This window comes from Streptomyces sp. NPDC100445, from assembly GCF_044759735.1.
Lineage (GTDB): Bacteria > Actinomycetota > Actinomycetes > Streptomycetales > Streptomycetaceae > Streptomyces.
In genome coordinates this window covers 83,636-109,963 of the sequence record NZ_JBIVZV010000007.1, presented here as the reverse complement: position 1 = coordinate 109,963, position 26,328 = coordinate 83,636, and the positions used below count along the sequence as shown (strand labels likewise).

The 26,328-nt window shown below is 73.7% G+C and carries 19 protein-coding genes and 1 pseudogene; 12 read left to right on the top strand and 8 right to left on the bottom strand.

What is annotated here, in order from left to right; translation table 11 throughout:
• Nucleotides 1-103 precede the first annotated feature (103 nt).
• Nucleotides 104-1,030 carry a sirohydrochlorin chelatase gene (locus tag ACIQVT_RS18660; RefSeq protein WP_403754347.1) on the top strand — a complete coding sequence of 309 codons (927 nt, stop codon included), beginning with the start codon at nucleotides 104-106 and terminating at the stop codon, nucleotides 1,028-1,030.
• An 88-nt stretch (nucleotides 1,031-1,118) separates the two neighbouring features.
• Here ACIQVT_RS18660 and ACIQVT_RS18655 read toward each other — a convergent pair whose 3' ends face one another.
• Nucleotides 1,119-2,156, bottom strand: coding sequence for a lactonase family protein (locus tag ACIQVT_RS18655; protein ID WP_403754345.1), 1,038 nt, complete (start codon nucleotides 2,154-2,156; stop codon nucleotides 1,119-1,121).
• 222 nt (nucleotides 2,157-2,378) lie between these two features.
• Nucleotides 2,379-3,899 carry an FUSC family protein gene (locus ACIQVT_RS18650; RefSeq protein ID WP_403754342.1) on the bottom strand — a complete coding sequence of 507 codons (1,521 nt, stop codon included), beginning with the start codon at nucleotides 3,897-3,899 and terminating at the stop codon, nucleotides 2,379-2,381.
• A gap of 230 nt (nucleotides 3,900-4,129) precedes the next feature.
• Here ACIQVT_RS18650 and ACIQVT_RS18645 point away from each other — a divergent pair, with 230 nt between their 5' ends.
• Nucleotides 4,130-4,606, top strand: a complete 477-nt coding sequence (locus tag ACIQVT_RS18645) for an Lrp/AsnC family transcriptional regulator (protein WP_403754339.1) — start codon at nucleotides 4,130-4,132, stop codon at nucleotides 4,604-4,606.
• Nucleotides 4,607-4,727: 121 nt separating this feature from the next.
• Complete coding sequence (locus tag ACIQVT_RS18640) at nucleotides 4,728-6,230, top strand: MFS transporter (RefSeq protein ID WP_403754336.1); 1,503 nt, start codon at nucleotides 4,728-4,730, stop codon at nucleotides 6,228-6,230.
• A 712-nt stretch (nucleotides 6,231-6,942) separates the two neighbouring features.
• On the opposite strand, the gene ACIQVT_RS18635 is transcribed toward ACIQVT_RS18640, so the two are convergent.
• Nucleotides 6,943-7,716 carry a LysR family transcriptional regulator substrate-binding protein gene (locus ACIQVT_RS18635; protein WP_403754333.1) on the bottom strand — a complete coding sequence of 258 codons (774 nt, stop codon included), beginning with the start codon at nucleotides 7,714-7,716 and terminating at the stop codon, nucleotides 6,943-6,945.
• A gap of 92 nt (nucleotides 7,717-7,808) precedes the next feature.
• Here ACIQVT_RS18635 and ACIQVT_RS18630 point away from each other — a divergent pair, with 92 nt between their 5' ends.
• Together ACIQVT_RS18630 and ACIQVT_RS18625 are read left to right on the top strand one after the other, a co-directional pair.
• A complete protein-coding gene (locus tag ACIQVT_RS18630; protein WP_403754330.1) occupies nucleotides 7,809-8,207 on the top strand; it encodes a DUF5997 family protein in 399 nt (132 codons plus the stop codon).
• A 271-nt stretch (nucleotides 8,208-8,478) separates the two neighbouring features.
• Nucleotides 8,479-9,267: a LuxR C-terminal-related transcriptional regulator gene (locus ACIQVT_RS18625; RefSeq protein ID WP_403754904.1), complete on the top strand. Its 789-nt coding sequence runs from the start codon at nucleotides 8,479-8,481 to the stop codon at nucleotides 9,265-9,267.
• A gap of 39 nt (nucleotides 9,268-9,306) precedes the next feature.
• Here the strand turns inward: ACIQVT_RS18625 and ACIQVT_RS18620 are convergent, their stop codons facing one another.
• Nucleotides 9,307-9,729: a secondary thiamine-phosphate synthase enzyme YjbQ gene (locus tag ACIQVT_RS18620; RefSeq protein ID WP_403754327.1), complete on the bottom strand. Its 423-nt coding sequence runs from the start codon at nucleotides 9,727-9,729 to the stop codon at nucleotides 9,307-9,309.
• Nucleotides 9,730-10,205: 476 nt separating this feature from the next.
• On the opposite strand from ACIQVT_RS18620, the pseudogene ACIQVT_RS18615 reads away from it, so the two are divergent.
• Nucleotides 10,206-11,019: pseudogene (locus ACIQVT_RS18615) on the top strand (ABC transporter ATP-binding protein).
• 7 nt (nucleotides 11,020-11,026) lie between these two features.
• Nucleotides 11,027-12,103 carry an NAD(P)-binding domain-containing protein gene (locus ACIQVT_RS18610; protein ID WP_403754324.1) on the top strand — a complete coding sequence of 359 codons (1,077 nt, stop codon included), beginning with the start codon at nucleotides 11,027-11,029 and terminating at the stop codon, nucleotides 12,101-12,103.
• 12 nt (nucleotides 12,104-12,115) lie between these two features.
• Here the strand turns inward: ACIQVT_RS18610 and mltG are convergent, their stop codons facing one another.
• Both mltG and ACIQVT_RS18600 read right to left on the bottom strand, forming a co-directional pair.
• On the bottom strand, nucleotides 12,116-13,090 hold the full coding sequence (gene mltG / locus ACIQVT_RS18605; protein WP_403754321.1) for an endolytic transglycosylase MltG: 975 nt from the start codon (nucleotides 13,088-13,090) through the stop codon (nucleotides 12,116-12,118).
• Nucleotides 13,091-13,133: 43 nt separating this feature from the next.
• Nucleotides 13,134-14,936: an ABC transporter ATP-binding protein gene (locus tag ACIQVT_RS18600; RefSeq protein WP_403754317.1), complete on the bottom strand. Its 1,803-nt coding sequence runs from the start codon at nucleotides 14,934-14,936 to the stop codon at nucleotides 13,134-13,136.
• Nucleotides 14,937-15,050: 114 nt separating this feature from the next.
• Between ACIQVT_RS18600 and ACIQVT_RS18595 the strand changes: the two genes are divergently transcribed.
• Nucleotides 15,051-15,500: a MarR family winged helix-turn-helix transcriptional regulator gene (locus ACIQVT_RS18595; protein WP_403754314.1), complete on the top strand. Its 450-nt coding sequence runs from the start codon at nucleotides 15,051-15,053 to the stop codon at nucleotides 15,498-15,500.
• An 82-nt stretch (nucleotides 15,501-15,582) separates the two neighbouring features.
• Here the strand turns inward: ACIQVT_RS18595 and ACIQVT_RS18590 are convergent, their stop codons facing one another.
• Nucleotides 15,583-17,238 carry a peptide-N4-asparagine amidase gene (locus ACIQVT_RS18590; RefSeq protein WP_403754311.1) on the bottom strand — a complete coding sequence of 552 codons (1,656 nt, stop codon included), beginning with the start codon at nucleotides 17,236-17,238 and terminating at the stop codon, nucleotides 15,583-15,585.
• 298 nt (nucleotides 17,239-17,536) lie between these two features.
• On the opposite strand from ACIQVT_RS18590, the gene ACIQVT_RS18585 reads away from it, so the two are divergent.
• Together ACIQVT_RS18585 and ACIQVT_RS18580 are read left to right on the top strand one after the other, a co-directional pair.
• Nucleotides 17,537-19,054 carry a M1 family metallopeptidase gene (locus ACIQVT_RS18585; RefSeq protein ID WP_403754308.1) on the top strand — a complete coding sequence of 506 codons (1,518 nt, stop codon included), beginning with the start codon at nucleotides 17,537-17,539 and terminating at the stop codon, nucleotides 19,052-19,054.
• Nucleotides 19,055-19,316: 262 nt separating this feature from the next.
• Complete coding sequence (locus tag ACIQVT_RS18580) at nucleotides 19,317-21,281, top strand: N-acetylmuramoyl-L-alanine amidase (protein ID WP_403754305.1); 1,965 nt, start codon at nucleotides 19,317-19,319, stop codon at nucleotides 21,279-21,281.
• 38 nt (nucleotides 21,282-21,319) lie between these two features.
• On the opposite strand, the gene ACIQVT_RS18575 is transcribed toward ACIQVT_RS18580, so the two are convergent.
• Nucleotides 21,320-22,057, bottom strand: a complete 738-nt coding sequence (locus tag ACIQVT_RS18575) for a L,D-transpeptidase family protein (protein ID WP_403754901.1) — start codon at nucleotides 22,055-22,057, stop codon at nucleotides 21,320-21,322.
• Nucleotides 22,058-22,320: 263 nt separating this feature from the next.
• On the opposite strand from ACIQVT_RS18575, the gene ACIQVT_RS18570 reads away from it, so the two are divergent.
• Both ACIQVT_RS18570 and ACIQVT_RS18565 read left to right on the top strand, forming a co-directional pair.
• Nucleotides 22,321-24,171 (top strand): ABC transporter ATP-binding protein, encoded by a 1,851-nt coding sequence (locus tag ACIQVT_RS18570; RefSeq protein ID WP_403754302.1) that lies wholly within the window; start codon nucleotides 22,321-22,323, stop codon nucleotides 24,169-24,171.
• On the top strand, nucleotides 24,168-25,949 hold the full coding sequence (locus ACIQVT_RS18565) for an ABC transporter ATP-binding protein (protein ID WP_403754299.1): 1,782 nt from the start codon (nucleotides 24,168-24,170) through the stop codon (nucleotides 25,947-25,949). Before ACIQVT_RS18570 ends, ACIQVT_RS18565 begins: the two co-directional genes overlap by 4 nt.
• Nucleotides 25,950-26,328: the final 379 nt, after the last annotated feature.

The window sequence follows — 26,328 nt, the reverse complement described above, 5'->3', positions numbered from 1 at the left end:
TGGGGTCAGCCGTACGTAACTCATCAGACAAAACCGGACGGATACCGCTCACCTGTACCCTCCCCAAACGGCGTAGCCCGATAAGCCAGTAACATTCGGCGCCATGAGCTCCCCCACTGGACCCGCGTCCGGCCTGCCCGTACGAATGCCGCGACCCCGCCAGCCCGGACGCCACCGCCGCCCGGAACCGCTGGTGGCTCCCGAGGGCGCGCCGGCGCTCGTCCTCGCGGTGCCTGGTGTGCCCAGCGCCGCCACGCGCGGCCTCGCCGAGGAGGTCGTGAGCATCGCCCGCTCCGAGCTGCCCGGCCTGGATGCCCGGATCGGCTACCTCGACGGGGACGACTCGGAGTTCACCACGCTCAGCACCGTGCTGGCGCGCGCCGCCGAGGAGCGCGCCGCGCGTTACGAGCGGGCCGTCGCCGCCGGGGTCGAGGGGGTCCGGGAGCCCGACGGGCCGGTCGCCGTCGTGGTCCCGCTGCTGGCCGGCCCGGACGGCGCGCTGCTGCGTCACATCCGTCAGGCCGTGATGGAGAGCCGGGTCGCCGCCGAGCTGACCGACGTCCTCGGCCCGCACCCGTTGCTCGCCGAGGCGTTGCACGTGCGGCTGTCCGAGGCGGGGCTCGCCCGCGCCGACCGCGCCCGGCTGTTCACGGTGGCCACGGCCGCCGACGGCATCATCCTGGCGTCGGTGGGCGGCGAGGAGGCGGTGCAGGCGGCCGGCATCACCGGCATGCTGCTCGCCGCACGCCTGGCCGTGCCGGTGATGGCGGCGGCCCTGGACCAGGAGGGCTCCATCTCCTCGGTGGCCGAGCAGCTGCGTGCCTCCGGTTCGCACCAGCTGGCCCTCGCCCCCTACCTGATCGGCCCGGAGATCGACCCGGCGCTGACGGCGGAGGCGGCCGCGGAGGCGGGCTGCGCCACGGCGGAGGCGCTCGGCGCGTACCCGGCGATCGGCAAGCTGGCCCTCGCCAAGTACACGACGGCGCTGGGCATCGCCCCGCAGCAGGCACAGGGCGCGCCGGTCCGCTGACCCGCCCGCGTTCGTACGGCGAAGGGCCCGCCCCGGATCGGGGACGGGCCCTTCGCCGTGCCCGGCGGACTCAAGGAGCTGAAGGGGCTCAGCGGAAGACGACGCAGGAGGCCGCGGGGACCCGCACCGAGCCGTCGTAGCGGGGCAGGCCGGTGGCCTCGTCCACGGTGAACCAGGTGACGTCCCCTGAGCGCTCGTTGGCCACGTACAGGTAGCCGTCGTGTCCGGTGAGGTCGCGCGGCCAGTGCCCGCCGCAGGGCACCGTGCCGGTCAGCCGGAGGCCGTCGGCCTCGACGGCGAGCACGGACAGGACGTCCTCGCCGCGGGTCGCGGTCCACACGAAGCGGCCGTCGGGCGAGACCACGATCCCGGAGGGGTAGGCGTCCCCGGCCGGAGCGCCCGGCAGCAGGGGAACCTCGGTGAGCGGCTTCAGGAAGCCGGTCGCGGCGTCCCAGCGGCACACGGTCACGGTAGGGGTCAGCTCGTTGACGACGTAGGCGTGCTCGCCGTCCGGGTGGAAGGCCAGGTGGCGCGGGCCGGAACCGGGGCGCAGGGCGGTCTCGCGGTGCACGGCCGGGGTTCCGCCCGCGAGGGTGCACACGCGGACCGAGTCCGTGCCGAGGTCGACGCTGACCGCCCACCGGCCGCTCGGGTCGGACAGCACCTGGTGGGCGTGCGGGCCGCGCTGGCGCCGGTCGTGCGGGCCGGAGCCGGTGTGCTGGAGCCGGCCGGAGGCTTTGGGCGCGAGGGTGCCGTCGGGGCGCAGCGGCACGGCGGTGACGCTGCCGCAGCCGTAGTTGGCGGTCAGCACGTGCCCGGCGTACAGGCCGAGGTAGGTGGGGCCGCTGCCGTCCACCGGCACGGGTGCGCCGACGGGTTCCGGCCGGTCCCCGGTGACGCGGTAGGCGGCGACGGCGCCCTCCGCCGTCTCGCTGACCGCGTACAGCGTGGCGCCGTCCGGGGACAGGGCCAGGTAGGAGGGGTCGGGTACGTCGTCGGTGGTGGCGATGACGGTGAGGGCGCCGCCGTGCGGTGCGACCTCGGCGGTCACCAATCCGGGGCCGCCCGCCGCCGTGAACGAGCCGATGAACGCCCGGCGTCTGCCCGGCCTGCCGCCCTGTGCCACCGTGGTCCCCTCTCGGTCGAGCCAGTCCGGGGCCGACGGTAGCAGCCCGCGGCGGGCGGTCTAGACCAAGAGGCGGTGGCCGGGCGGTTCTTCACGCGGACGCTGCGCTCCGAGGCACTCGCCGCGGACGGCGACCGCCACCCCGCAGCGGACCGCGCGGGTCCGACCGGGGCCGCCACCCGCGCGCCCCACCCGGGTCCGGACGGGGAGCGGCGACCGGTGTCAGAAGGCGTCCGGCCGTCCGGCCAGGGCCTCCGCCTCCACCAGCCTCCCGCCCGAGGGCGCCCGCAGGGGTTCGGCGAGGGCGGCGAGGGCGCGTTCCAGACCGTGCAGATGGGCGAGGACCGGCTCGACGGGTGATTCGGCGGGGCGGTGGAGCGGCTCCCCGCGACCGGCGGTGAGGGCTTCGACCGCGTGCTCGACACGCCAGCAGGCGGCGGCGAGGCGCGCGTCGTGGGAGGCCTCCGGGTCGGCGGCGACCGCCACCAAGCCCCTGACCTCGCGCGCGCAGTCGTCGAGCAGGGCCAGGACCCGGCGGGCGCGCGCCTTGCGGGCCGGCACCGGGTTCAGCGGGTGCACCAGCGGGGCCACCGAGAGCCGGACGCGGCCGAGGAGCTGTTCCAGCTCGGCCACGCGCGGTGCCGGGTCGGCCGTCGCGGAACCGGCGAGGCGCGCCGCGGCCTCGGCGGTGCAGGCGTGGACGCAGCGCAGGGCCCGCTGGATCCAGGCGTCGGTGGTGGCGTGCGTGGTGACCGGCAGCACGAACAGGACCGCGAGCGCGGCGCCGAGCGCGCCCGCGCCGGTCTCCGCGAGCCGCAGGGCGAGGAGTCCGGGGGTCAGCACGCCGAGCAGACCGTAGAGGCTCTCGGCGAGCAGCGTCACCCAGAGCATCATCCAGGTGTAGGAGACGGCGGCCGTGTAGAAGATGCCGAAGACGCAGACCGCGACCAGGACGGCCGTCGGAACGGGCGCGCCGTGCAGGGGGACGGCGACGAGGAGGCCAAGGCCGATACCGATCACCGTGCCCAGGACCCGACGGAAGCCGCGCACGAGCGTCTCGCCGCGCGAAGCGGTGTTGACGAAGATCCACCAAGTGGCGCCGACGGCCCAGTACCAGCGCTGGCCCGACAGCAGCTGGCCCGCGACCAGCGCGAACGCGGCTCCCGCGGTCGCCTGTACCGCCTGCCGCGTGGTCACCCGGGCCAGCCCGGTCGCCGCCGGCGGGGCGGGTACGACGGCCGGGGGCAGCCGGCGCTCGTAGCACCACACGCCGAAGCGCACCGCCGCCGCGCTGAGCACGGACAGCAGGACGGCGGCGTACAGCTCGGGCAGCTGGGCGGGCGTGGCGTGCAGGAACTGGGCCACGAAGAAGGTCATGAAGGCGAACACACCGAGGCTGTGCCCGCGCGGCCCCCAGCGGCGCGCGTACACGCCGGCGCCGACGACGGCGAGGAAGGCCAGGTCACGGGCGACGGGGACCTCGTGCAGCCCGGCCGCCACCGCGAGCACCGGCAGGCCGACGGCGGGCAGCAGGGCGGTGGTGACCGCCTGGCCGCGCACGGTGGGGTCGGCGACGGTGAACAGGGCGAGCAACGCGGCGAGGCCACCGGTCACCGCACCGACGAGGGAGTGTCCGGCGCCGAGACAGACCAGGACCGCCACTCCGACGCCGAGGACCGCCCGCGCGGCGAAGCGCAACCGCCCCCGCCCCGGGTCCGGAGCCACGAACACCCTCTTCAGCACTGCTGCCCTCCCCAGGGAACACCCGCATGGAAAAGGCGCCGCGGGGATCCGCAGCGCCATCGACACCCCCATGAGAGCATCCCCCGGGTCACTGGCTCAAGTGTCGCCCGGGTCACTGGGCCATCGGCCCAGTGGCGGAGGGGCACCGATGTCCACCGGAATACCAACGGACCAGGTCGGACGCCGTGCGGCACCTCCCGACGGCTGGGCCATTGGTACAGTCGTACGTCATGGCCGTGGACGAACTCGACACCCGCATCCTGCGGCTGCTCCTGGAGCAGCCGCGCACCAGCGTGCGCGAGTACGCCCGCATCCTCGGCGTGGCCCGCGGCACGCTCCAGGCGCGGCTGGACCGGATGGAACGCGACGGCGTGATCACCGGTACCGGTCCCTCGCTGTCCCCCTCCGCACTGGGGCACCCGGTGCTGGCGTTCGTGCACATCGAGGTGACCCAGGGCCACCTTGACGACGTGGGGGACGCGCTGGCCGCCGTACCGGAGATCGTCGAGGCCTTCTCGATCACGGGTGGCGGAGACCTGCTCGCGCGCGTGGTGGGCCGGGACAACGCCCACCTGGAGGACGTGATCCAGAAGCTGATCAGTCTCCCCGGGGTGGTGCGCACCCGGACCGAGGTGGCGCTGCGCGAACGGGTCCCGTACCGGCTGCTGCCGCTGGTGGAGTCGGTCGGCCGATCGGCGCGCGCCTGACGACCGGCACGGTGGACGGCTCGGTGATCCGTGCACCGTCGGCGTGGCGGACGGGCCGGTTCCGGTCCGGCCCGGCCCGGCTCGCCGCGCGCGGTGGACCGTGACTGCATAGCGTGACCCCATGAGCACAGTTCAGGCCCGGCCCGCCCCCGACGACCGGCGGTGGAAGGCGCTCGGGGTCTGTCTCGCAGCGGGATTCATCTCGCTCCTGGACACCTCGATCGTGAACGTGGCGCTGCCCTCGATGGAACACGGCCTGGGAGCCTCCCAGGCCGCCCAGTCGTGGGCGGTCTCCGGGTACGCCCTCACCTTCGGGCTCGCCCTGGTCCCCGCGGGCCGGCTGGGCGACATGCACGGACGGCGCCGGTCCTTCCTGTTCGGGCTCGCCCTGTTCACGGTGGCCTCGGCGGCGTGCGGGCTCGCGCCCGGACCGTCCTGGCTGGTGCTGTTCCGGCTGATCCAGGGCACCGCGGCGGGCATGGTCGCACCGCAGACCTCGGGGCTCATCCAGCAGATGTTCCAGGGCGCCGAACGGGCCAAGGCCTTCGGGCTGCTCGGCAGCGTCATCGGCGTGTCGACGGCCGTGGGCCCCCTGGCGGGCGGCGTGCTGATCGACGCCGTCGGCACCGACGACGGCTGGCGCTGGGTGTTCTTCGTCAACCTGCCGATCGGGGTGGCCGCCTTCGTCGCGGGACTGCGCCTGCTGCCCCGTTTCGCGGTACCCGCGGGGAAGCGCGAGGAGTTCGACCCGTTCGGCGTACTCCTCCTCGGCGCGGGTGTCCTCGCGCTCATGCTGCCCCTGGTGCAGGAGCAGCAGTGGACCGGGCGGGAGAAGTGGGCGCTGATGCCGGTGGCGGTGGGGCTGCTGGGCGCGTTCTGGATGTGGGAACGACGGCAGGGGCTGCGCGGGCACGCCCCACTGGTGGACCTGGCGCTGTTCTCCCTGCGCTCGTTCACCCTGGGCGCCCTGGTCAGCCTGTGCTACTTCGCCGGGTTCACCACGGTCTTCTTCGTCTACACGCTGTACCTCCAGAACAACGTCGGCTACAGCGCGCTCGCCGCGGGACTGAGCGTGCTGCCCTTCGCGGCGGCCTCGGCGGTCGGGGCCGCGATCGGAGGCCGGCTGGTGCTGCGGTTCGGCCGCACGCTCGTCGTCATCGGGCTGAGCGGGGTGGCGCTGGGGCTGCTCGGCGTGGTCGCCGCGGTGGAACTGGTGCCCGGGCCCGGCGTGGGCTGGGCGTCGGCGCTGCCGATGCTCATCGGCGGCATCGGGTCCGGCCTGACCGTCTCCCCGAACACCACGCTCACCCTCACCCGCGTCCCGGTCCACCGGGCGGGCGCGGCCGGCGGCGTCCTCCAGACGGGCCAGCGCGTCGGATCGGCGGCCGGGATCGCGATCGTGGGCTCGGTGTACTTCGCCCACCTGGCCAACCACGGGAGTGCCGACACCGCGGTCCAGCTGGGGCTGCTCACCGCCGTGGGCATCATCCTGGTCGCACTGGTGCTGGCAGTCGCCGACCTGCGGGAACGCCACGTCCGCCCCGAACCGGGCCGACCCGGGGAACCGGTCCGGCGGGGTGCTCAGGAGGGCGGAGCGGAGGAACGAGTCGGGGACGCCCCCTGAACGGGCGGGTCATGGGGGCGGGGCGCGGAAGCAATAGGACTCGGCGCGGCTGGGGCTGCGGCGGGCAGCGGAGAGCTCTGCGGCGACCGCGTGTCAGAGGGCGCGGCGCGGCTGCGGCTGCGGCCGGACGGCTCGGCGGCCAGTGCGGGCGGGACGACTCCAGGATGAGTGCGGGCCGGGCGGCTCCAGGGTGAGTGCGGACCCGACGGCTCCACGGTGAGTGCGGGCCGGGCGAGTCGGCGCGGTTGCGGCGGGCGGCAGGCGGTCCGGAGAGGTCACCCGAGCTAAGCCGGGCCGCCGGCACGCTGTGGTCCGCGGAAGGGCGGGACCCAGAGGCAGGTCAGGGACGCCTTCCGAACACCCCGATCACCGAGCGAGCCGAGGCCCCGGGCTCAGGGGCGCGAATGCGGCCCCGGCGACTCGGCCCGGCTGCGGGCAGACGGCTGGAGGGCGAGTCCGGGGCAGACGGCTCGGCAGCAGCGCAGGACGGACCGCTCCACGGTGAATGCGGGCCGGGCGGCTCGATGGACTGCGGCGGCTACGGCTACCGGCAGACGGCTCCGACGGCGACGCGGGCCGGGCACCTCGACGGCTGGTGCCGGCCGGGCGACCCGACGGCGAGTGTCGGCCGGGTACCCCGGTGGCGGAGGTCGGTCGGGCACCTCAGTGGCGGAGGTCGGCCGGGCACCTCGGAGGTGGGGGTCGGCCGGGGTCACGACCTGCGGCGCGGCTTCCCCCGCTTCGCCGGCTTGCCCCCGCCCGTGCGGGCGCGTGCCGTGCCGCCGCCCGACTTGGCCCGCGACTTCGCCGCGGGGGTCTGCCGACCGCCCTGTTCGGGACGCCGGCGGGTCCGGTCGGCCGGCGGATTCTCCGTCGTACGGCCGCGGGTGCTGTTGACCGTGCGGCCGCGGACGATACCGATGAAGTCCTCCACCAGGTCGGTGGTGGCCTCCTCCGGCCAGGACAGGGCCACGGCGGACTGCGGAGCGTCGGCGACCGGGCGGTAGGTGAGGTCCCGGCGGTGGTGGAGGCGGGCCAGGGACTGCGGGACGACCAGGAGGCCGACTCCGGCCGCGATCAGCTCGATGGCGTCCGCGGTCGTGGCCGGCCGTTCGAAGGCCGGTTCGCCCGGCGGGGCGTCCCAGTCGAAGAGGTCGTCCAAGGGGTGGAAGAGCACCTCGTCGGCGAGGTCGGCCAGCGTGACCTCGTCCACCGCCGTGATCACGTGGTCCTTCGGGACGACGACCACGGAGGTCTCGGTGTACAGCGGGATCGCGCTGAAGTACGTGCGGTCGACCGGCAGCCGGACCAGCCCCGCGTCGGCGTCACCCGCGCGCAGCACCCCGGACGCCTCGGCGGCCTCGACCTGGACGAGGGTGAGCGGGATGCCGGGCCGGCGCTCGTTCCAGACCTTCACCCACTTGGCGGGCGTCACTCCGGGAACGTACGCGAGCCGGAACGACGGTGGTTCCTCCGAGCCTGTCACCCGCCCAGGTTACCGTCCGCCACCGGCACCCCGGCACCGCCCGCCGACCGGTGTGGTCTGGCCTCGGGTACGCGGCCGATACCCTTGACCTCATGAAGTCGCAGCAGAGCACCCAGACGATGAAGCCCGCGACCGCGGCGAAGAAGCTGGGTGTGTACCTCCCCGCCACCCCCGCCTCCTTCCAGGAGGGCGTGGTCACGCGCGCCGAGCTGAACGAGCTCCAGGCCGACCCGCCGGAGTGGTTGCGCGAGCTGCGGAGCACCGGTCCGCACCCGCGTCCGGTGGTCGCCGCCAAGCTGGGCGTGTCCATCGCGGGGCTGGCCCGCGCCGGGGTCACCGAGGCGCTCACCACCGAGCAGATCGAGGCGCTCAAGCAGGAGCGGCCCGAGTGGCTGGAGAAGGAGCGCGCCACCCAGGCAGAGGTCCGCAAGGAAGCCGTGCGGCTGAAGAACCTGAAGCAGGAGAAGGAGAGCGGCGCCGAACGCGGCTGACCCCTCGGCTCGTCCGCGACGCCCTTCGGCTCTGCCGGGGGGCGTCGTCCGTTGCCGGGCGCGTCGCCGACGGCACCGGACGGGCCGCCGTTCCCCCGTGCCGGCGGCCCGTCGGACGCGGTGCGTCCGCGCAGGCCGGTGTCGTCGGGTTGAAGTCTGCACCAGCCGGGGACCGCGGGGGTATGCGTAGAAGTACGTACGCCGGTGGGAGGACGTGCGGGTACGGCAAAACGGAGAGGACCTCGTGCGGCTGGAACAGGCCTACGAACGCATGGCGGCGATCGCCGTGGCCGCGCTGCACGAACGGGAGCCCGAGCGGCTGTGGCCGCTGCTGACCGGGTCGCTCGTCGAGCTGTGCGGCGGTGAGGCGGCCATCCACAAACCGGACGACTGGAGCGAGGCCGGGGGCACGATCGGCGCGGCGCCCGACGCCGCCGCCGCGGAACTGGCCCGGCTGGGCGACGCCGACCTCGCTCTGCTGCGCACCGGCTACCCCTTCGCCCACCACTACGCGCCCCGTACCGACCGCACGCCGGTCACCGCGCACCGGGCGGTCGGCGCGGCCTGGCCGGACAGTCCGACGGCACACCTGCTCGCCGGGACCCTCGACGTCGACCACGTGCTGGGCGTACCGGTGCCGGGCGGCAGCCTCCCGGTCACCGGCTGCCTCGTCTACCGGTCCGGCACCGACTTCACCGACGACCACCTGGTGATGGCCGAGCGGGCGCAGCCGCTGCTGGCCGCCGTCGAGCGGCAGCGGCAGTTGCTCCAGGAGTGGCGGCGGGCGCTCGGTCCGGCCGGGGCGCCCGACCAGCGCGCGGCGGACTGCGCGCTGACCCCGCGCGAGACGTCCGTCCTGCTGCTGCTCGCCGACGCGCTCACGGCCGACGCCGTCGGCCGGCGCCTCGGCATCTCGGTGCGCACCGTGCACAAGCACGTCGAGAACATCTACCGCAAGCTGGGCACCCGTGACCGCGTCGCCACCGTCCTGCGGGCCCAGCGGCTCGGCCTGCTGCCGGCGCCGCGGCCACCCGGGTCCGTACGGACCGGCTCCGCGTGACCGGTCGTCGGGGACGGCGCCGGAAGGGGGCGGGCCGGGTCAGCCGAGGAAGCTGAGGCGGACCCGACGGTCGGGGTTGTCCCTGTTGGTGTCCACCAGGCACACCGACTGCCAGGTGCCCAGTTCCAGACGGCCGCCGATCACCGGCAGGGTGGCGTGCGGCGGGACGATGGCCGGCATGACGTGGTCGCGGCCGTGGCCGGGGCTGCCGTGCCGGTGCTGCCAGCGGTCGTCGGCGGGGAGCAGGGTGTGCAGGGCCGCGAGGAGGTCGTCGTCGCTTCCGGCGCCGGTCTCGATGACGGCGATCCCGGCGGTGGCGTGCGGGACGAAGACGTTGAGCAGGCCGTCACGGCCGGCGGCGGCCTCCCGCAGGAACTCCTCGCAGTCGGCGGTGAGGTCGACGACGCGTTCCCGGGAGCCGGTGGAGACGTTCAGCATGCGCGTGGTGAAGGCATCGGACATGCCCCCATCCTGACCCATACGCCGCTTCTCACACGCCGGGGCGGCGTGGAATCCCGTCGTGGCGGGTCCAGGGGGCGGGACACCGTTGACCGAGGTGTGCCGGTTGGCTACGTTCTGCCGCATGTCGCACTCGGCTCCGCTCACCAGGCGCGGTCACATCGACCTGCTGCGGGTGACGTCCGCCGCGTGTCGCCACGGCCGCTGACGCCCCGCCGTCACCTTTCCCCTCTCCGCCGCCGGGCCCACTGTCCGGCGCGCGCGACCGGGCCGCCTCCCACCCGGCGTCGTCGCTCGGCTTCGGCCCGCCCGTGCCGGTGCTCGCCCGGCGGATCGGCACCGACGCGAGGCCGACCGGTCCACGGTGCGGTCGCCGGGCTTTCCGCGGACGGGCGTGATCCCGTCCGTCTGATCGCCCGGCCCTTCCCCGGTCCGCCCGCCCACCACGGCGCCCCCTCCTCCGAAAGGCCGCTGCCGCCATGGCGACCGACAGTCACCGGCCGGTGCCCCACCACGCCGTGCACGTCGAGGGGCTGACCCGCTGCTTCGAGGGCCGCGCCGTCATCGACGACCTCCGACTCGACATCGCTCCCGGCGAGTTCGTGGCCCTGCTCGGCCGCCCGGGTCGCGGCAAGACGACCCTGCTGCGCGTACTAGCGGGCCTCGACCGGGAGATCCGCGGCACCACTCTGGTCCCCGCGCCGCCGGGCCTTCACCTGCCAGGCGCCCCGGCTGACGCCCTGGAGGAAGGTGTGGCGCAACGTCCTGCCCGGCCGCACCGAACGAGCCCTCGCCGAGGGGGCGCTGGGCGAGGTCGGCCTCGGTCACCGGTCCGGCGCCTGGCCGCGGACCCTCTCCGCCGGTGAGGTCCAGCGCACGGTCCTCGCCCGCGCCCCGGGTCAGGAACCCGAGCTGCTGCTCCTCGACGAGCCGTTCGGCACCCTCGACACGACCGCCCGGACACAAGCCCGCCTCCTCGTCGGGGAGTTGTGGCGGCGCCGGGGCTGTGCCGTGCTGCTGGCCACCGGCGACGCCGAGGATGCGGTGCTGCTCGCCGACCGCGTCCTGGTGATGGACGGCGGCCGGATCGCGCACGAGCGGCGCGTCGGGCTCGACCGGCCGCGGGACATCACCGACCCCGGGCTCGCCGCCCTCCGGGGCCACCTGCTGGAACGGCTCGGCGGCCCCCTCGTCCCCAAAACCGCCTGTCCCCCGGCCCATCCCCGGCTCCCGCTCCCCCTCCCGGACGGAACTCGGACCGGCCGGGAAGATCCGTGCGCCGCGGCCCGTTGAGGGAGGCGTGAACGCACCGCACGAGGTCGAGGTCGTCGTCGCGGGCGCCGGCCAGGCGGGTCTGGCCGGCGCCTACCATCTGCGCCGCCACGGCTTCGCCCCCGACCGCGACTTCGTGGTCCTCGACCACTCCCCCGGCCCCGGGGGCGCCTGGCAGCACCGGTGGCCGACCCTGACGTACGGCAAGGTCCACGGGATGCACGCGCTGCCCGGCATGGAGCTGACGGACGCTGATCCGGGGCGGCCCTCGGCGGAGGTGATCGCGGAGTACTTCGACCGGTACGAGCGTAGGTTCGACCTGCGGATACGTCGTCCCGTCGACGTCCGCGCCGTACGCGAGGGTGACGGAGGACGGCTGCTGGTGGAGACCTCGGACGGTTCCTGGTCGACGCGGGCGCTGATCAACGCCACCGGCACCTGGGACCGTCCGTTCTGGCCGCACCACCCCGGCCAGGACCGCTTCCGCGGGCGGCAGCTGCACACCGCCCAGTACGCCGGACCCGAGGAGTTCGCCGGGCAGCGGGTCGTGGTCGTGGGCGGTGGAGCCTCGGGCACCCAGCATCTGCTGGAGATCGCCCCGTACGCCGCCGCGACCACGTGGGTCACCCGGCGCCCCCCGGTCTTCCGGGAGGGGCCGTTCGACCAGGAGGCGGGCCGCGCGGCGGTCGCCCTGGTGGAGGACCGGGTGCGCCGGGGACTGCCCCCGCGCAGTGTCGTCTCGGTCACCGGACTGCCCCTGAACGACGCCGTCCGGCGCGGCCTGGCCGACGGCGTGCTGGCGCGGCGGCCGATGTTCGACCGGATCACTCCCGACGGGGTGGAGTGGCGGGACGGCCGGCACGTGGCCGTCGACGTCATCCTGTGGGCGACCGGGTTCCGGGCCGCGCTCGACCACCTCGCTCCGCTGCGGCTGCGTGAGCCGGGCGGCGGCATCCGCGTCGACGGCACCCGGGTGGTCGCCGATCCGCGGATCCACCTCATCGGCTACGGCCCCTCGGCCAGCACCGTCGGCGCCAACCGCGCCGGCCGCGCGGCCGTCCGGGACATCAGGCGGCTGCTGTCCGGGGAGCCGGTCGCCGCGTGAGCTCCGGCCGGTTCAGCCGGCCGGGGGTTGTGCGGGCGCCGGCGGCTGCGCGGGGACCAAGGTCTGTGCGGGGGCCGGCGGCTGCCCGGGGGCCGAGGTCTGTGCGGGGGCCGGGGACCCCACCGGGCTGCCGGTCGGCGGTTGTGCCGTCCCCGCTCGCGGGTGCAGGGCGTTGAACTCCGCCACGTTGCTCAGGTGTGCGGCGTAGTCCGCGGTGAAGCGGGTGTCCCCGGGCTTGACGGTGACGAAGTACAGCCAGTCGCCCGGCGTCGGATTGAACACGGCCCGCATCGCGTCGTCGCCGGGGTTGCCGATCGGTGTGGGGGGCAGACCCATGCGCTCGTAGGAGTTGTAGGGGCTCTCGATCCCGGTGTCCTCCTGAGTGGTGTGCAAGGTGCTGCGGTTCAGCGCGTAGTTGATGGTGGCGTCCATCTGGAGCGGCATCCCGCGGTCCAGCCGGTTGAGGACGACCCGGGCCACCTTGCCCATGTCCTCCTTCGTGGCGGCTTCGGCCTGGACGATGCTGGCGATGGTGACGGCCTGGTAGGTGTTCATCGTGCTGCGCTGGGCTCCGGCCGCGACCGGTGCGCTGTCGTACCTGCTGTTGGCCGTGTCGACCATGAGCCGCAGCAGGGACTCCGGCGTCGCCCCCTTCCGGAGCGGGTACGTCGCGGGGAAGAGGTAGCCCTCGGGGTTGCCCTCTGCCTCCCCGGGCAGTTTCAGGGCGGCCTTGCCGAGGGACTTGCGGGTGCTTCCCGGCAGCAGTCGCAGGGCCTTGTCGACCGCGTCGTAGACCTGGCCGGCGCGCCAGCCCTCCGGGACGACCAGTGTGGCGGGTTTCGCCTCCTCCTGGTCCAGGTCGACAGCCAGCGTCAGCAGCGGCACCGCCACGGCGGTGCCGGCGACGACGGCGCCGGCCACGATGAGGGCGAGCCTGCCCCGGCGCGTCAGTCGGATCATGCTCCGTGGCGGAGTCTTCGTCTGCATGCGGGCACGGTAATACGCATATCGTCACGAACCCGGCATCTGTTCAGCCTGTCGGTTGCAGTCGCGCGTCCCGGCGGACCAGGGCCGCGTACCGGCCCTCCAGCTCCAGCAGCTCCTCGTGCGTACCGCGTTCGGCGACCCGGCCCGAGTCCAGCACCACGATCTGGTCGGCCCCGCGGACGGTCGACAGGCGGTGCGCGATGGTGATCGTCGTACGGTCGGCGGAGAGTGCGTCGATGGCTTGCTGTACGGCTGCCTCCGTGCGGGTGTCCAGCGCGCTGGTCGCCTCGTCCAGGATGAGGACGGGCGGGTCGCGCAGGATCGTGCGGGCTATCGCCAGACGCTGCTTCTCGCCGCCGGAGAAGCGGTGGCCGCGTTCGCCGACGATCGTGTCGTAACCGTCGGGCAGCGCGGCTATGTGGTCGTGGATCTGCGCCGCCCGGGCCGCCGCGTACAGCTCCTCGTCGCCGGCGTCCGGTTTGGCGAAGCGGAGGTTGTCGGCGACGGAGGCGTGGAAGAGGTACGTCTCCTGCGAGACGACGCCGACCGCGCGGGCGAGGGTGTCGAAGTCCAGGTCGCGGACGTCGACGCCGTCCACGGTGACACGGCCACCGGTGACGTCGTACAGGCGGGGCACCAGACAGCCGAGCGTGGACTTGCCGGCGCCGGTCGGGCCGACCACGGCGAGGCTGCCGCCGGCGGGGACGGTGATGTCGATGCCGTCGAGGACGGGTCCGCCCTTGCCGTCGTAGCGGAACTCCACCTGCTCGAAGCGGACTTCGCCCTTGACCCGGTCCAGCCGGACGGGCCGCTCGGGTTCGGTGATGTCGACGGGCAGGTCCAGGTACTCGAAGATGCGCTGGAAGAGCGCGAGCGAGGTCTGGATCTGGACGCCGGTCGCGAGCAGGCTCACGGCCGGGCGGAACAGACCCTGCTGGAGCGAGACGAAGGCGACGATGGTGCCGAGGGAGACCTCGGGCCCGCCGAACCGGAGCGCGAGGCCCGCGGTCCAGTAGATGACGGCCGGCATGGCGGCCATGACGACGGTGATCACGGCCATGCGCCAGCGGCCCGCCATGTTCGATCTCACCTCGAGGTCGACGAGACGCTCGGACTCCTCGGCGAAGGACGCGGTGAGCGAGTCGGAGCGGCCCATCGTGCGGCCGAGCAGGATGCCGCTGACCGACAGCGACTCGGTGACCGTGGCCGCCATCGCGGCCATCTGTTTCTGCCGCTGGGTGGTGATCTTCTTGCGTTCGTTGCCGACCCGGCGGCTGATCCACACGAAGGCCGGCAGCAGGAGGAGGGAGACGATCGTCAGCCGCCAGTCCAGGGCGACCATCGCGACGATCGTGGCGACCACACTGGTGACGTTGGAGACGAGCGAGGTGGCGGTGGAGGTGACGGTGGCCTGCATGCCGCCGATGTCATTGGCGATGCGGGACTGCACCTCACCGGTGCGGGTGCGGGTGAAGAAGGCCAGCGACATGCGCTGGAGCCGGCCGTAGACGGCGGTGCGCAGGTCGTGCATGACCCGCTGGCCGACCGTGGTGGAGATGAGCGTCTGGAGCACGCCGAAGACGCTGGACAGGACGGCGCTGGCGATCATGCCGAGCGCGAGCAGGCTCAGCAGTCCGGTACGGCCCTGCGGGATGGCGACGTCGAGGGTCTCCCGGAGCAGGAAGGGCGTGGCCACCGAGGCCAGTGACGAGGCACCGACGAGCAGGCCGACGATCAGGAGCCGCCCGCGGTAGGGATGGAAGAGTCTCAGGATGCGGCGCACCTGCCGCGGCTGTTCGCCGGCGTCGGCAGGTGGGGTCCAGGCGGGTTCACGGTCGGGGTGCATGGGCTCCTACGGAGGTGAGCGGACGCCGGTCACAGGCCTGCCGGCGATGTCAGATGGATCGTAGCTCATTGTTACCTATACTCACAATGAACGGCGTCCTGATATTGTTCCCGCATGACCACCCCCGATCCCGACGGCCTGCTCGCCGAGCAGTTGCTACGGCTCACCCGCCGGGTCCACCGCATCCAGAAACGTCATCTGGAACAGCATGACCTGGGCATCACCCCGGCGCAGTCCCGGTTGCTGCGCACCCTCGCCCACTACCCCTCGCCGCCGCGCATGGCCGATCTCGCCGACCGCCTCGAGGTCGTGCCCCGTGCGGTGACGACACTGGTCGACGGGCTCGAGGCGAGCGGCCGGGTGCGGCGGGTGCCGGATCCGGCGAACCGGCGCGTGACCCGGATAGAGCTGACGGAAGAGGGCCACTCCGCGCTGCGCGAACTGCGTGCCGCCCGCCGCTCGGCGGCCGAGGAGATGCTCGCCCCCCTGACGGAGAAGGAACGTCAGGTGCTCGGGGTGCTGCTCGACGCCCTGATCGACGGGGACGCCGCGCAGCCCTGCTGAGCGACCGTGGCCCCGCCGCCGGCCTCGTGGGGCGGTGGGGCCACGGCTGCCGCCGCGAAGGCCGGAGTCCCGTGCCGGAGACCTAGCAGCGGCTGCGGTCCCGCGTCAGCACTCCCTGGACCGTGGTCAGCGACCGATCGTGACAGCCGTCCGGCCCGAGAAGGCGGTAGCGCTCCGTCGAGGTGCCGACCGCGTGCCGCTGGTCGCGCGGGACGTCGGTCGTGTACGCCGCGTCTCCGCTGTAGGTGTCGTCGAGCCACGACCACCCGGTACGCCGGCCTCCCGCCCGGACCACCGTCGAGGCCCGGTCGCCGAGGGTCAGCACGGTACGCAGCCGGCTGTCCGCACCCAGCGTCGTGACACCGTTCACGGTGTACGTCCGATGGATGTGCGTCGTCCGCGCGCTCCCGTGCCCGCCGTCGCTTCCGCTCACGGGACGACCGGTGGTGACGGTCTCGTCGTCGGTCCAGGTCGCGTCGAGCCCGTCCAGGGATTCGTCGCCGGTCCAGCTGTGGACGGAGTCGTCGGTGAGCGTCCGGGTGACGGTGGTGGTCACACGGCCGTGCGAGGTGTCGAGGTAGCCCGAGACGGTGAGCCGGTGCCCGGCCTCGGTGCGCACCCGGTTACGCGCACCGGGGGTGTACACCGAGGAGTTGACGAGGCCGGTGGCCCGGTCCGTGGTGAGCGCGCCGGTGAGCCGGGCGCGCCGCGCGTCCTGCCAGACCAGTACGTTCACGTGCGTGCTCCAGCCGGGCTGCCCCGCCGGCACACCCGCGACGGAGACCTCGACGCGGTGCGGGCGGCCGTCGTCGAGGAGGCCGGCGAAGGGAGTGAGGTCGTACTCGATCGGCCGTACGTCGAAGGCGCGCGGCGCCGGGAGCACGTACCAGAGGAACGGGTTGGACCAGCCGCCGGTCCACACGTTCGGGTAGGGCGCGGCGATGCCTGCGAGGCGGCCGTCGATCTCGACGCGCACTTCTCGGTAGGGGCCGTGGTCGGCCTTGCACGAGTACGACGCCGGATCGGCCACGGTGAGGTACCAGAACTCCTCGCAGCCGCCGCCCGAACCGGTCGCGTAGACCTCGGCGACGATCCGTTCGCTGTTGCGCGGCGTGGTGAGCGTCGTGCCGTCGGCGGTGTCGGAGTCGGAGTCGGAGTCGCCGGCGAGGGTGAGCACGCGGTCGGGGGCGGCAGTGGCCGGACGGCCGGCGTAGAAGGTGAGGGTGACGTGCACGTCGATGACACCGGTGTAGGTGTCGTCGACGACGTTGCCGATCAGCATCTCGACGTCGTGGGCGCGGCGGAAGGTGTCCTCGTAGCGGGTGACGTCCTTCTCGACGTGCCACTCGATGCCGTCGGGGGAGGGTTCCGGCGTGGATGTGCGCAGTACCTCGACACCGCCGACGCGCAGGTGACCGAGGCGGTCGAACTGGCGGCCCTTCACCTTGCCGTCGAGGCGCAGGACCACCTTGCCCCAGCGGTCGCCGCAACCCCGGGGAGGTGTGTACGCACCCCGATAGGGGGTGAAGTCGCGGAACCGGGCGTCGGCGAGGGTCACCCGGCAGGACCGGGTGGGCGGTCGTCCGACGGGGGGAGCCGCGGTCACCGGGTCGTGCCAATCGGTGCCGAACTCGGTGGGTACGCCGGCGGCTCCGGCGGCCGGGGTCCCCGTGCCGAAGAGTGTGCCCGCCAGCAGGGCCGCCCCGGCGAGCATGGACATGACTATCCGTCTTCTCATGCCGGTGTTCTACGGAGTGGGAGCGCCTCCCGCAATGGCGCCCCGGACGCACCGGCGAGATGAGGACATCCCGGCCGCCGCGCGAACCGCCCTGACAGTCATTCAGTGATATAACCCCATCTTCCTGTCATAGTGCCGTCATGGAGATCATGACCGCCGTCGGTCCGGTGGAGCACACGGCCGCGAGCCGGACCACCCGGCGCCGCGACGACCACGAACCCCCTCGGTGAAGGCGCCGCCCATGCGCCCGGTCCCCCGGCGTCCGCGCCGTCACCCGGCCCCACGCACGCGTCGCACGGTGCTCGCCCTCACCGTCACCGGAGCCCTCACTCTCACCGGGGCACTCCTGCTCACCGACCCTCTCGCACTCCCCGACGGGGTGCTCTCGGGCGGCGGGGACCGGCAGGCGGACCACGGCACTCCCGCCCCCGGCGCCTGGGCGGGCCCGGCCCCGTCACCCGGCGCCCCGGGCATCGGCGACCCGCTGATGCCGCTGGCCGGCAACGGCGGCTACACCGTCCGCCGCTACACGCTCGACTTCGACTGGCGGGCGCCACGGACGCCGTTCGAAGCCGGTGCCACCATCAGCGCCACCGCCACACAGGCCCTGTCCCGGTTCGACCTGGACTTCGCGGGCAACACACTGCACCAGGTCACCGTCGACGGCGCGCGGGCCACCGCCGAACGCAGCGCCGACGAACTTCTCGTCACGCCCGCGCGGCCGATCCGCCGCGGCGGCAGGTTCACCGTCCGCGTCACCTACACCGCCGACCCGACCCTCAGCCGGCACCGCGACGACGCCATCCAGGACTACGGCTGGGTTCCCACCCCCGACGGCACCCTGCTCTGCGCGCAGCCCGACGGCGCCAGGATGGTCTTCCCCGCGGACGACCACCCCAGCCTGCGGGCGCCGATCACCTTCCACATCACCACTCCCGCGGGGCTGACCGCGGTGGCAAACGGCCGCCTCGTCGGCACCGCCCGGCGGCCCGACGGCCGCGTCCGGTGGACCTACGACTCCGAACAGCCGATCGCGGCACAACTGGTCCAGATGGCGGTCGGGAGGTTCACCTTCGCCGACAGCAGTGGTCCGCACGGGCTGCCCATCCGCGACGTCGTCCCCGACACCCTGGTCGCGGACACCGAGGCGCACCGCTCGCTCACCGCGGAGCACCTGGCCTGGCTGGAACGGCACCTCGGGCCTTACCCGTTCCGCCGCTACGGCGTGCTGGTCGGGGACACCGAGCTGCCCGTGGCACTGGAGACGCAATCGCTGTCCGTCGTGCCGAAGGACGACCTGCTGGGCGACCGGGTCGACGCCGAACGCAACCTCGTCCACGAACTGACACACCACTGGACGGGCGACAGCGTCGCCGTCCGGCGCTGGTCCGACCTGTGGCTCAGCGAGGGACACGCCCGCTTCTACGAACGCCTCTACTCCGACGAACACGGCGGCGTGAGCATGGAGTCCGCGATGCGGGCCGCCTACGAGCAGCACGACCAGTGGCGCCACGACGACGGGGCGCCCGCAGAACCCACCGAGGCGACGCTGTTCAAGGTCATGCGGTACGACGGCTCGGCGCTGGTGCTGTTCGCGCTGCGGGAGAAGGTCGGCGCACGGACCTTCGAGCGGATCGAACGGGCCTGGGTGACCGAGTACCGGGGCCGCGCGGCCGGCACCCGGGATTTCGTCGCGCTCGCGTCCCGCGTCGCCGGCGAGGACCTGAAGCCTTTCCTGACACCGTGGCTGTACGGGCCGCACACGCCGCCCATGCCCGGCCACCCCGACTGGGAGGTGGATCCGGTCGAGGACTGAACCTCGCCCACGGTGACGGGACGTGCCCCGGGAGGCGGAGTCGCTGCCGCCGACCGGGTGGCCTCTGCGGGGCCGCTGGTCCACCCCGGTGAAGCTCGCCACGACGCGGCGCGCCGGGCACGGAAACCTACGAGGGGTGGTGTGACGGCAGGGCAACACCTTTGTCCTGGTTGTGCCGAGCCTGGTTGGGAGCCCCGCAATGAGAAGAAGAGTCGCTGCACGAGTGCCCGGAGTCGTCCGGAGGTGCCGCCGGACGGCGTGCGTGATCGCGTCGGCGGCTGTGCTGTCGCCCCTGCTGATCCTCCAGACGTACGGCACCGACGACGCGGACGACCAGAGTCTTCAGGAAGCCTTCACGGACGCCGCGCGCGAGTTCCACGTACCGCGCAGCGTGCTGATGAGCGTGTCCTACATGCAGTCCCGGTGGGACTCCCATCCGGGCGCGCCCAGCGTCACGGGCGGCTTCGGGCCGATGCACCTGGTGGACGCCCCCCGGGGGCAGGCCACGGTACGAGAGCCCAGCCCCCGGCCACCGGAAGGCGGCCCCGTCCCGCCGCTCGTGGCGGCGGGGCCGGCCGGCGCGGGCACCCCGAACCCCTCGCCCACCCGCGCCGTGCAACCCGCGGACCTGCGGCAGGCCGCCCGGCTCATCCAGTCCCCCGCCGGGCGTCTGCGGACGGACGCCGCCGCCAACGTGCGCGGCGGCGCGGCCCTCCTGGCCGCCACGCAACGACAGCTCGGCAACCCGCTCAGCGCCGACCCGGCGGCCTGGTGGGAGGCGGTCGCGCGCTTCCCCGGCACCCAGGACGTCACGTCGGCCGCCACGTACGCCGACGACGTGTTCGACCTGATCCGGCGGGGAACGCACCGCACCACCGCCGAGGGACAGGACGTCACCCTTCCCGCCACTCCCGGCGTGAAGCCGCCGCACGCCCGCCCCCGCGCCCCCCAGCGGCCGAAAGAGGTCGAGTGCCCCGCCGAACTGTCCTGCGACTGGCTCGGCGCGCCGTACGAGGAGATCGACGACAACGAGTACGGCAACCATGACCTCGCCGACCGGCCCCGCGACCAGTCGATCGAGTACATCGTCATCCACGACACCGAGGCCCTGCTGCCCAACATGCTCCTGACCGTCCAGGACCCGACGGAGTCGTCGTGGCACTACTCGATCCGGTCCAGTGACGGCCACGTCATCCAGCACGTCAGGACGAAGGACGAGGCCTGGCACTCCGGCAGCCAGTTCGTCAACGCCCGCTCCATCGGCGTCGAACACGAGGGGTTCCTCCGGCAGCCCGGCACCTGGTACTCGGAACCGATGTACCGGGCCTCGGCCCGCCTGGTCCGGTACCTGGCGAAGAAGTACGACATCCCGCTCGACCGGCAGCACATCTTCGGCCACGACAACGTGCCGTCCCCGACCGCCGACAGCATCCCCGACATGCACGACGATCCCGGCCCCTTCTGGGACTGGCGGCACTACTTCGACCTGCTCGGCGCGCCCCTGCGGGCCACGGCGGGGCCGAACAGCGACATGGTGACCATCCTGCCGGACTTCGCCAAGAACAAGCCGCGGTACACGGGCTGCACCGAAAGCGGCAAACCGTGTCCCCCGCACGGCTCAAGCGCCGTGCGGCTGCACACCGCACCGGCCGAGAACGCCCCGCTGATCCAGGACCCGGGCCGCAAACCGGACGGCGAGGACTCCACGGAGGACGTCAACGACCTGGGGTCGCGGGTCTCCACCGGCCAGACCTTCGCTGTCGCCGGCCGCGACGGCGACTGGACCGCCATCTGGTACCAGGGCCACAAAGCGTGGTTCGCGAATCCCAAGAAACAGCCGACCGCCGTGGGCGCGGCCGGACGCATGATCACACCGAAGCAGGGCCGGGACGAGATCCCGGTGTACGGCCGCGCCCTCCCCGAGGAGGACGCCTACCCGGACGACGTGCCCGAGCAGCCCGAGTCGCCCCTCCCCTACAGCCTGCTCGCAGGCCAGCGGTACGTCACACAGTCCCGCGTCGGCAGCTCCTACACCGCCAGGTCGTCGATCACCGACACCCCCAACCCCGTCGTCTGGGGCCGGGAACACTATTACGAGATCCAGTTCGGCCACCGGCTGGCGTACGTGCGGGCGAGCGATGTGGACGTGGTCGACGCGTCCTCCACCGCGGGCTCACCGGCACACAAGGACGCCCCGGTACAAAAGGGCGGCCCGGTACACCGCTAGGCCCTCGCGCGCGGAGGGCGTGACCCGAACCAGAGGCCCTACGCCAGCAGGGTCGCCCTGTCTCCCATCACCACGACGGGATCACGCGCGGGGTCGAGCGCGCGCAGCAGGTACCGCATGGCCTCCTCGGAGACGCTGACGCAGGCGGAGGTACCGCTGCCGTGGTCCATGTGCAGCCAGATGCCACCGCCCCTGCCCGTGCCCCGGGGGCGGGTGGCGTCACGCGGCGGGGTGCCCCGCAGGCGGTTGTAGTCGATGGCGATGACGTAGTCGAAGTCGTGCTGGTGCGCCTCGTCCCACTCGTCCGGGGGCGCGTAGGCGTCCTCGTCCTGGTCGTAGGGCAGCCGGGTACCCGGGTCGGGGAGCACGCCACCCGCGTCGGTCAGGGTGAACACACCGGCCGGGCTCCGCTGGTCACCCTCGTGGTGATCGGTCGTCCAGCCGCCCCGTCCGTTGTGCGCGGGCCAACTGCGCACCGGGCGCCAGGCGGCGCCCCGCCGTGTGTACAGCACCAGCCTCGACTCGGCCGAGTGGTCGTCGTCCCCGTACACGACCACGACCTGGCGGGAGCCGGCGGGAATCCGTCGGTACAGGTGGTCGCCGACGCCCGGGATGCGCGTCGGATCGGTGCTGGGTGCGGACGACACGGTGGGAGTCCGTCCGAGCGGGGCATGCGCGGCGCGGGCGGGGGCGGGGGCGGGGGCGGGCCCGGGGGCGGCCGTGCCGCAGGCGGCGAGCGTCGCGAGGAGGGTTCCGAGAGCCGCCGCGAGCGTCATGCGCCGCGCACTGTCGATCTGCACGCGCCCATGGTGGCACCGCGCTCCGGTCGGTTCAGCGATCTCTCGGGCAATCACCGTTTCGGGTGGCGATCCTTCGAACGTGTGCACCGGCGGGCTCTTGGTACCTGGCCGGAACCCGGCGACCGCGCCGGGCCCGTCGGGAAAACCGTTTGAAATCCGGCCGCGTACGACGCGAACCTTTCACGGCTTGCTGCCGCTCACCCCTTCTCCTCCTCCCTGACACGAGCCACTGGGACGTCATGCAGATTCAAGACCTTCCGTATCCCGATCCGGGCGTGCCCGACGCGCGTTCGGGCCCCCGATTCCTGTGGTGGCTCTGGCGCAACCAGTTGGGCGGACAACTGAAGGCGCTCGCCTGGGGGCTGCTGCACTTCGTCGGCGTCTCCGCCCTGCCCTTCTGTGTGGGTCTGGCCGTGCAGGCGGTCATCGACCGTTCCGGCACCCGGCTCGCCCTGACGGGTGGTCTGATGTCGGTGTGCGGCACGGCCATCGCGGTCGGCGACACCTTCCTGCACCGGTCCGCCGTCACCAACTGGATCACCGCCGCCGCCCGGGTCCAGCAACTGCTGGCCCGCAGGGCCGCCCTGCTGGGCTCCGCACTGACCCGGCGGGTCGCGGCCGGCGAGGTCGTGGCCGTCTCCACCGGTGACGTGGAGAAGATCGGCTGGTTCGTCGAGGCCGTCTCCCGCTTCACCGCCGCCGCGCTGACCGTCGTGCTCGTCTGCGTCGGCCTGCTCCTCTACCAGCCGGCGCTCGGCTGGGTCGTCGCCGTGGGGCTCCCCCTCGTGGCGTTCGCGGTGCTGCCCTTGCTGCCCCGGGCGACGCGCCGCGCCGACGAGCAGCGGTCGAAGGCGGGCCGGGCCACCGAGCTGGCCTCGGACACCGTCGCCGGGCTGCGGGTGCTGCGCGGCATCGGCGGCGAGGAACTGTTCCTCGACCGCTACCGCCGTGCCTCGCAGGAGGTACGGCACGCCGCCGTGCGCAGCGCCCGCATGTGGTCGCTGATCTCCGCCGTCCAGGTGCTGCTGCCCGGCCTGCTGCTCATCGCCGTCGTCTGGCACGGCATCGGCCTGGCCCGCCAGGGCCGCATCACCGTCGGTGAGCTCGTCACCGTCTACAGCGCCGTCATGATCCTCAACTACCCGCTGCGGCACTTCGAGGAGATCGCCATGGCGTACTCCTTCTCCCGCCCCTCGGCCGGCCGCGCCGCCCGGGTGCTGTCGCTGGAGCGGTCCACGGCTCCGCCCCGCACGGGCGGCGACCTCGACGGGAACGAGGACCCGCCCGGGGCGGGGGCCGGGACGCCGTCCGGCGACCTGTACGACCCGGCGACCGGTCTGCTGGTCCCGGCCGGCCGGTTCACGGCCGTGGTGTGCGGTGACCCGGACGCGGCGGGCACGCTCGCCGAGCGGCTGGGCGGCCACCCGGTGGAGCCGGACCGGTCGGTGCTCCTCGGCGGGGTGCCGCTGGACGAGCTGCCCCTGAGCACCGCCCGCACCGCCGTCCTCGTCCAGGACAAGGATCCGGTGCTGCTGTCCGGCACTCTGCGCGAACTGCTCGACGTGCCCGCCTCCGGAGCCGTACGGGCCGAGGACGCGCTGGCCGCGGCGCAGTGCCACGACGTACTGGACGCGCTGGTGCAGGGGTCCCTGGACGCCACCGACCCCATGGACGCCCGCATCACCGAGCGCGGACGCTCCCTGTCCGGCGGCCAGCGCCAGCGACTCGCGCTCGCCAGGTCACTGATCACCGACCCGGAGGTACTGGTGCTGGACGAGCCGACCTCCGCCGTCGATTCGCACACCGAGGCCCGCATCGCGGAGGGCTTGCGCGGGCTGCGGTCGGGGCGGACGACGGTGGCCTTCACCTCCTCCCCGCTGCTGCTCGACCGCGCGGACCGCGTCGCCCTGGTCCACGCCGGGGAGGTAGTCGCGGTCGGCACGCACCGGGAACTGGTGGACAGCGAGCCGCGGTACCGGGCCGTGGTCACCCGGGAGACCGACGAGGAGTCGGCCGTGACCCGTGAGGGACCGTCCGGTTCCGACGACGCACTGCTGAGGGAACTGGAAGAGATGGAGGAAAGCGCATGATCGGCGTTGCGCCGCCGGCCTACGACCCGGCGGCCCCGACGACCACCACCACCCTGCCCGTCGGCGCCGCCGCCACCGTGCGCGCGTACGTCACCGAGCTGTTCCGCCGGCACCGCCGGGCCTTCCTGCTGCTCGTCACGGTCAACACGGTGGCCGTGATGGCCTCCATGGTGGGCCCCTACCTGCTCGGCGACCTGGTCCAGCGGGTGACGGACGACTCCCGCGAACTGCACCTGGGCCCGATCGCCGCACTCTTCGTGCTCGCACTGGCCGTGCAGGCCGTCTTCGTGCGGCAGGTGCGGTTGCGGGGCGCGATGCTCGGCGAGCGGATGCTGGCCGACCTGCGCGAGGACTTCCTGGTCCGGTCCGTCGGGCTGCCGCCGGGCGTGCTGGAACGGGCGGGCACCGGTGACCTGCTCTCCCGGATCACCACCGACATCGACCGTCTCGCCAACGCGATGCGCGAGGCCGTGCCGCAGCTGGCCATCGGTTTCGTGTGGGCGCTGCTGCTGCTCGGCGGGCTCGTGGTGACGGCCCCGCCGCTGGCCGCCGCCGTGCTGCTGGCCGTACCGGTGCTGGTGGCCGGTTGCCGCTGGTACTTCAAGCGGGCTCCCTCCGGCTACCGCTCCGAGGCCGCGGGGTACGCCGCCGTCGCCGCCGCGCTCGCCGAGACCGTGGACGCCGGCCACACCATCGAGGCGCACCGCCTGGGCGCCCGCCGCGTCGCCCTCTCCGAGCGGCGGATCAAGGAATGGACCGCCTGGGAGCGCTACACCCTCTGGCTCCGCTCGGTGCTCTTCCCGGTCATCAACGCCGTGCACGTCATCGTGCTCGGCTCGGTCCTGATGGTCGGCGGGGCGCTCGTCCTGCACGGCTGGCTGGACGTGGGCCGGCTGACCACGGGTGCGCTCATCGCCCAGATGCTCGTCGACCCGGTGAACCTGATCCTGCGCTGGTACGACGAGGTGCAGGTCGCCCAGGTATCGCTGGCCCGTCTGGTCGGCGTCCGGGAGGTCGAGCCCGACGCGGGGGACTCCGCGCTGGCTCCCGACGGACGGGACGTGCGCGCCGACCGGGTGCGGTTCGGCTACCGGGAGGGCGTCGACGTTCTCCGCGCGGTCTCCCTCGAAGTGGCGCCGGGCACCCGGCTGGCCCTGGTCGGGCCGTCCGGTGCGGGCAAGTCCACCCTGGGCCGGCTGCTCGCCGGGATCTACGCGCCCCGGGAGGGCCGGGTCACCCTGGGCGGGGCGGAGCTGTCCCGGATGCCCGCGGAACGCGTGCGCTCCCACGTCGCCCTGGTCAACCAGGAGCACCACGTCTTCGTGGGGTCCCTTCGCGACAACCTGCTGCTGGCCCGCGCCGGCGCCACGGACGCCGAGCTGTGGGCGGCGCTGGGCGCGGTCGACGCCGACGGCTGGGCACGGGCGCTCGACGACGGCCTGGACACCGAGGTGGGCTCCGGCGGGCTGGGCCTGACCCCGGCACAGGCCCAGCAGGTCGCGCTGGCCCGACTGGTGCTGGCTGATCCGCACACGCTCGTGCTGGACGAGGCGACGTCGCTGCTCGACCCACGCGCCGCCCGCCACCTGGAACGCTCGCTGGCGCGGGTCCTCGACGGCCGCACCGTGGTCGCCATCGCCCACCGTCTGCACACCGCGCACGACGCCGACGTGATCGCCGTCGTGGAGAACGGCCGGATCGGCGAGCTGGGCAGCCATGACGAGCTGGTCGCCGCGGACGGGGCGTACGCGGCCCTCTGGCGGTCCTGGCACGGGTGACGACCGGACCGGTGCGCCGGCGCGGCTGTCACGCCCGGTGCCGCAAGCGTGGCCGTGAGCGGGACCTGAACGGACGGTGACCGTCCGCGCCACGGCGCCGGTGGCGGCGGCGACGGAGGCACGAGGACCGTGGGCGACCGTGTCCGCGCCGTCGACGGTCCACCGGCCCGTGGCACCGGTACCTACCCAACCCGGACGAGTCGGGACGGCGCGGGACGGGGCCGGACGGGGCGAGGCGCGGCGGTCGGGCCGGCGCGGCTTGCGTGCCGGTCCCTCGCCGCCCGGGCCCGGCATCGCCGCCCGGGCCCGGCCGCCCCGCCGGGGCCCGTGCCGTTGCGCGGTGCCGAGCAGGGGTGGAAGGCTGGAAAGCGGCACCGGT

Coding starts and splice junctions, on each gene's coding strand:
- ACIQVT_RS18660 (WP_403754347.1), top strand. CDS start 104: ATGAGCTCCCCCACTGGACCCGCGTCCGGCCTGCCCGTACGAATGCCG.
- ACIQVT_RS18645 (WP_403754339.1), top strand. CDS start 4,130: ATGGCCGTGGACGAACTCGACACCCGCATCCTGCGGCTGCTCCTGGAG.
- ACIQVT_RS18640 (WP_403754336.1), top strand. CDS start 4,728: ATGAGCACAGTTCAGGCCCGGCCCGCCCCCGACGACCGGCGGTGGAAG.
- ACIQVT_RS18630 (WP_403754330.1), top strand. CDS start 7,809: ATGAAGTCGCAGCAGAGCACCCAGACGATGAAGCCCGCGACCGCGGCG.
- ACIQVT_RS18625 (WP_403754904.1), top strand. CDS start 8,479: ATGGCGGCGATCGCCGTGGCCGCGCTGCACGAACGGGAGCCCGAGCGG.
- ACIQVT_RS18620 (WP_403754327.1), bottom strand. CDS start 9,729: ATGTCCGATGCCTTCACCACGCGCATGCTGAACGTCTCCACCGGCTCC.
- mltG (WP_403754321.1), bottom strand. CDS start 13,090: ATGCAGACGAAGACTCCGCCACGGAGCATGATCCGACTGACGCGCCGG.
- ACIQVT_RS18600 (WP_403754317.1), bottom strand. CDS start 14,936: ATGCACCCCGACCGTGAACCCGCCTGGACCCCACCTGCCGACGCCGGC.
- ACIQVT_RS18595 (WP_403754314.1), top strand. CDS start 15,051: ATGACCACCCCCGATCCCGACGGCCTGCTCGCCGAGCAGTTGCTACGG.
- ACIQVT_RS18590 (WP_403754311.1), bottom strand. CDS start 17,238: ATGAGAAGACGGATAGTCATGTCCATGCTCGCCGGGGCGGCCCTGCTG.
- ACIQVT_RS18575 (WP_403754901.1), bottom strand. CDS start 22,057: ATGACGCTCGCGGCGGCTCTCGGAACCCTCCTCGCGACGCTCGCCGCC.
- ACIQVT_RS18570 (WP_403754302.1), top strand. CDS start 22,321: ATGCAGATTCAAGACCTTCCGTATCCCGATCCGGGCGTGCCCGACGCG.
- ACIQVT_RS18565 (WP_403754299.1), top strand. CDS start 24,168: ATGATCGGCGTTGCGCCGCCGGCCTACGACCCGGCGGCCCCGACGACC.